The following is a 4,950-nucleotide window of genomic DNA, read 5'->3' as shown; positions in this document are numbered from 1 at the left end:
GGCGAGCCGGTAGGTCATGTCCTTGCGCCACGCGGGCAGGCCGTGGATGTCGCCGTGGTAGAGCCCGTCCGGGATGGCGGCGTCGAGCGCGGCGGACAGTTCGGCTGCAGTACCGCTGCCGCCTGCGGTGCCGAGGCGCAGCTGCACGGGGCGTTTGGTCGCGGCGGTGACGGTGAGGACCAGTCCGCCGCCGGCGTCGAGCCTTCCGACCAGCAGCACCCCGGAGCGGCCCAGGTTGCTCAGCGACAGCCGGCGGAACGCCACCCGGGAGGCCAGCGCCGACGCCGGCAGCCGGACGCTGCGGAGCAGCTCGCCGGGTGCCAGGCAGTTTCGCCCGTCCCCCGTGACGAACTCCGCCACCGGGACGGTGTGGCTGGCGCCGCCCGGACCGAGCACCGTGGCCACACCGTCCAGTGCCGCGCAGAGCGAGATCACGGGTCCGGCCGGCAGGGAGGTGCAGAGGTTGCCGCCCACGGTGGACATGTTCCAGACCTTGAACGACGCCACGAACGAATCGCAGCACGGCCGGATCAGCTCCAGCGCGGGCCACGCCGCCGCGCGGGACCGGTCGGCTTCACTCGCGCGCAGCGCATAGAGCTCCGCGACGGTGCAGGTGGCCGCGAGCTCGATCCCGGATTCGGACACGGTGACGGCAGGCCAGCCGGTGGAGCCGAGGTCCAGGAGCCGCCGGAGCGGTTCGGCGCCAAAGGCGTAGCTGCCGTAGGAGAACAGCACGGTGCCGCCGGCCAGCCAGGCATCCCCGGGCTGCCAGTCGGCCGGATCCGCGGTACGGACCACGGCCTCGATGGTGTTCATGTCCATGGCGTCTCCTGGTGCTGCGGGGTGTGGCGCCCGTGCGGCGGTGGTGTGCACATTCTCGTTCGGAACCTTGGCCGGGGGAAGCACCGCCCCGGCCGGGTGCGCCGGAATCCGGATCCTAGTAGTCGATCCGGCTCTGGAGGCTGTTCCAGGTGGTGAAAGGCTGCAGCACGGGAGGCGCCTCCGGACCGTCCAGCGCCAGCTTGCGCACGGGCAGGAGGGCATCGGGCTGGTTGTTCTCGAAGTACTCGTAGAAGACGGCGTCGTCGAAACCGACAGAGGCTGCGTCGTGGCGGTCGGCGGCGAAAACCACCCGGCCCACGCGGGCCCAGAGGGCGGAGGCCAGGCACATGGGGCACGGTTCGCAGCTGGTGTAGAGCGCGGCGCCGCCGAGCTCGAACCGGCCAAGTTCGGTGCAGGCCCGGCGGATGGCCGTGACCTCGGCGTGGGCGGTGGGATCGTTGGTGGCGGTGACGCGGTTGACGCCGTCGAACGATTGTCCGTCCGCTGTGACGATGACCGCCCCGAACGGCCCTCCGCTGTTCATGACGTTGGCAGTGGCCAGCTCGATGGACCGGGCAAGATGCGCCTGGTCCGTGACGGTGACAGTCATGATGCGACTCCCTTTTGCTGTGGAAGCCGGTACCCCGTGGCGGAACGTAATCAGCCAACTGCGTCGGTTACCAGGCTTCAGCGTGTGCGTTGAAGGTTAAGTTGCGCCTGGTAGATAGCCTCCCGGGTCCCGGGTGCCCGCCTTTGACACCAGCGAGACTAGCAGCGGAATCGGGACTCCGCCACAGAGTGTGGGGGGTTGTTTTTGCCGAGGTGAAATCCATGTTTCCATCCCGTCACCGCGCCGTATTCGGAGGCGACGGATCATCCGGCGTGTCATGTACACCGCCGCCTGTCCGGGTTAGCCTTGGGGATATCTCGTGGCGCAGGTCACGTAACCTGGGAGCAGCAGGCAGGGTTGTAATGAGCTGGCGTCAACTGGCGTCGGCTCTTTTTGTGGGCAGGCGGCGGAGGAAACGAACGCGAAATGCGGTCGAAATTTCTATCTGGGACTTTGATTCCACCTACCGGAAGTTGGGAACCCCACCATGGCAAACAAGATCGTCCTAGGTCAGAACCAGTACGGCAAGGCCGAAGTCCGCGTCGTCAAAATCAGCCGCGACACGGAACGCCACGAAATTGAAGACCTCAACGTCACCTCGCAACTCCGCGGCGACTTCGCCGCGGCACACCTTGAAGGCGACAACAGCCACGTGGTGGCAACGGACACGCAGAAGAACACCATCTACGCCTTCGCCCGGGAGGGCATCGGCTCTCCAGAGGCGTTCCTTCTCCGGCTGGGCGAGCACTTCACCTCGAGCTTCGGCTGGGTGTCCGGCGGCCGCTGGGAGGCCGAGCAGTACCCCTGGGACCGGATCCAGGCCCACGGCGCCGCCCACGGCCACTCCTTCGTGCGCAACGGCCAGGAGGTTCGCACCGCAGTGCTGGTCCGCGACGGCGCCGACCAGCACCTGCTGTCGGGCCTCAAGAACCTCACCGTCCTCAAGTCCACGCAGTCCGGATTCGCCGGCTACCCGCGGGACAGGTACACGACGCTGCCGGAGACCACCGACCGGATCCTTGCCACCGAGGTTTCCGCCCGCTGGCGGTACAAGACCGGCACGGATTTCAGCACTCTCGATTTCAACAAGGGCTATGAGGACGTCAAGGCCCTGCTGCTGGAAGGCTTCACCGAAAAGTACTCGCACGCCCTGCAGCAGACCCTGTTCGACATGGGTGCCAAGGTCCTCGAGGCGCACAGCGGGATCGACGAAATCAGGTTCTCGATGCCCAACAAGCACCACTTCCTGGTGGACCTCTCGCCGTTTGGTCTCGACAACCCCAACGAGGTCTTCTTCGCCGCCGACCGCCCGTACGGCCTGATCGAGGCGACCGTGCAGCGCGACGACACGGTACCGGCCGACGCCGCCTGGTCCGGCATTGCCGGGTTCTGCTAGGGACGGCCTCAGCCATGACCGGGCGGAGGGCGGCCGGAATCCTGCCCCAAGACGCTAGTGTGTTCGCCATGGCCGACCCGCATCGCGGCTGCAGCATTCCCGCCGCCCGATGCACTGCCTGATTCACCGACAGGAAGGACCCCAATGGCTCTCACCATTTCAGCCGCCAGCACCGTTGACCGTGCGGAGGAGATCCTCACCCCCGAGGCCCTGGCCTTCATTGAGGAACTGCACCTGCGTTTCGCCGCCACCCGCGGGGATCTGCTCAAGGCCCGCGCGGTCAAACGCGAGGAGGTAGCCCGTACCGGCCGGCTCGATTTCCTGCCGGAAACCCGCGGCATCCGCGAGGGCGACTGGCGAGTGGCCGCCGCCCCCGCAGCCCTGCAGGACCGCCGCGTGGAAATGACGGGCCCGGCCGCCCCGGCGAAGATGGCGATCAATGCCCTGAACTCCGGGGCGAAAGTCTGGCTCGCCGACCTCGAGGACGCCAGCACCCCGACCTGGCCCAACGTGATCGAATCGATCCTGAACCTCCGCGACGCCGCGGCCGGCACCCTGGCCTATACGTCCCCGGAAGGAAAGGAATACACGCTCCGGACCGACGCCCCGCTGGCCGTTGTTGTGGCGCGCCCGCGCGGCTGGCACATGAGCGAACGCCACCTGCTGATCGGCGGCGAACCCACCGTGGGAGCCCTGGTGGACTTCGGCCTGCACTTCTTCCACACCGCAAGGCAGCTGCTGGAGAACGGGCAGGGCCCGTACTACTACCTGCCCAAAATGGAGAGCCACCTCGAGGCCCGTCTTTGGAACCAGATCTTCGTTTTTGCCCAGGACTATCTCGGCATTCCGCAGGGCACCGTCCGCGCCACCGTCCTGATCGAAACCATCCCGGCCGCGTTCGAGATGGACGAGATCCTCTACGAGCTCCGCGACCACGCCTCCGGCCTGAACGCCGGACGCTGGGACTACCTGTTCAGCATCATCAAGTATTTCCGCGACGCCGGCCCGCGCTTTGTGCTGCCGGACCGCGCCACCGTCGCCATGACCGCACCGTTTATGCGCGCCTACACCGAACTGCTCGTCAAAACCTGCCACCACCGCGGCGCCTTCGCCATGGGCGGCATGGCGGCCGTCATTCCCAACCGCCGCGAGCCCGACGTGACAGCCCAGGCCTTCGAGAAGGTGCGCGCGGACAAAACCCGCGAAGCGAACGACGGCTTTGACGGTTCCTGGGTGGCCCACCCGGACCTGGTGCCGGTCTGCCGGGACGTCTTCGACGCCGTCCTCGGCGAGCGGCCGAACCAGCTGGACAAACAGCGCCAGGATGTGTCCGTCACCGCGGACCAGCTCCTGGACATCGCCTCCGCCGACGGGACGGTCACCGAAGCGGGTTTGCGCCTGAACGTCTACGTCGCCATCGCCTACACCGCGGTGTGGATCTCGGGCAACGGCGCCGTTGCCATCCACAACCTGATGGAGGACGCCGCGACGGCGGAGATCTCCCGCTCGCAGGTCTGGCAGCAGATCCGCAACCAGGTGGTGCTCGCCGACACGGGCCGGACCGTGACCCGTGAGCTGGTGTCCGGGATCCTGGCCGAGGAAACCGCGAAGCTTCGCGGCGAGGTGGGTGAGGACGCGTTCGCGAAGCACTACCTGCCCGCCAGCAAGCTCATCGGGGACCTGTGCCTCTCCGAGGACTACACGGATTTCCTCACCACCCCGGCTTACGAACTGGTGGGCTGAGCCGTGGCTGTGCCTCCCTCGGGGTCCTTCTCCGGCGCCGACCTGAGCAGGATCGATGCCCTGCTGGCGGCGACGGACCTGCTCCTGGAACGGAACTATCCCGGCGACGACGGCTCCCGGCAGCCGGTCCACACGGTCTATGTCCCGGCCGACCGCTTCACTCCTACCACGGCCGCCGACTGGGGCGCCCAGGCGCTGGCTGTGGCCGAAGCCCACGGCGGGCTGGAGCAGCTGGGCGCGCTGCTGGGCCAGGACGCGGCCCTGGCTGCCGCCGTCGCCTCCCGCGTGGCCGCGAAGCTGGGCAGCGAGCCGATCGAGGACCTTCGGCTGGACTTCGAGGACGGCTACGGGGACCGGGGTGACGACGCCGAAGACGCCG

The 4,950-nt window shown here is 67.8% G+C and carries 5 protein-coding genes; 3 read left to right on the top strand and 2 right to left on the bottom strand.

Annotation, left to right across the window (positions count from 1 at the left end; translation table 11 throughout):
- The coding region (locus tag K789_RS0117990; RefSeq protein ID WP_024367984.1) for an FAD binding domain-containing protein at window positions 1-822 on the bottom strand (822 nt) is incomplete at its 3' end.
- Between the two features lie 115 nt (window positions 823-937).
- Entirely contained in the window at window positions 938-1,432 is a 495-nt protein-coding gene (locus K789_RS0117985) for a nucleoside deaminase (RefSeq protein WP_024367983.1), read from the bottom strand.
- A 487-nt stretch (window positions 1,433-1,919) separates the two neighbouring features.
- On the opposite strand from K789_RS0117985, the gene pucL reads away from it, so the two are divergent.
- From pucL to K789_RS0117970, 3 genes are all read left to right on the top strand, one after another.
- On the top strand, window positions 1,920-2,828 hold the full coding sequence (pucL, locus tag K789_RS0117980) for a factor-independent urate hydroxylase (RefSeq protein ID WP_024367982.1): 909 nt from the start codon (window positions 1,920-1,922) through the stop codon (window positions 2,826-2,828).
- 144 nt (window positions 2,829-2,972) lie between these two features.
- Window positions 2,973-4,571 carry a malate synthase A gene (gene aceB / locus K789_RS0117975; protein WP_024367981.1) on the top strand — a complete coding sequence of 533 codons (1,599 nt, stop codon included), beginning with the start codon at window positions 2,973-2,975 and terminating at the stop codon, window positions 4,569-4,571.
- Between the two features lie 3 nt (window positions 4,572-4,574).
- Window positions 4,575-4,950 (top strand): DUF6986 family protein (locus K789_RS0117970; RefSeq protein WP_029705241.1); only part of this gene is annotated, 376 nt, incomplete at its 3' end.

It is taken from the genome of Arthrobacter sp. TB 26 (genome assembly GCF_000427315.1).
In the GTDB taxonomy this organism is placed as follows: Bacteria; Actinomycetota; Actinomycetes; order Actinomycetales; family Micrococcaceae; genus Arthrobacter.
This window is presented reverse-complemented; position numbering and strand designations above follow the sequence as displayed.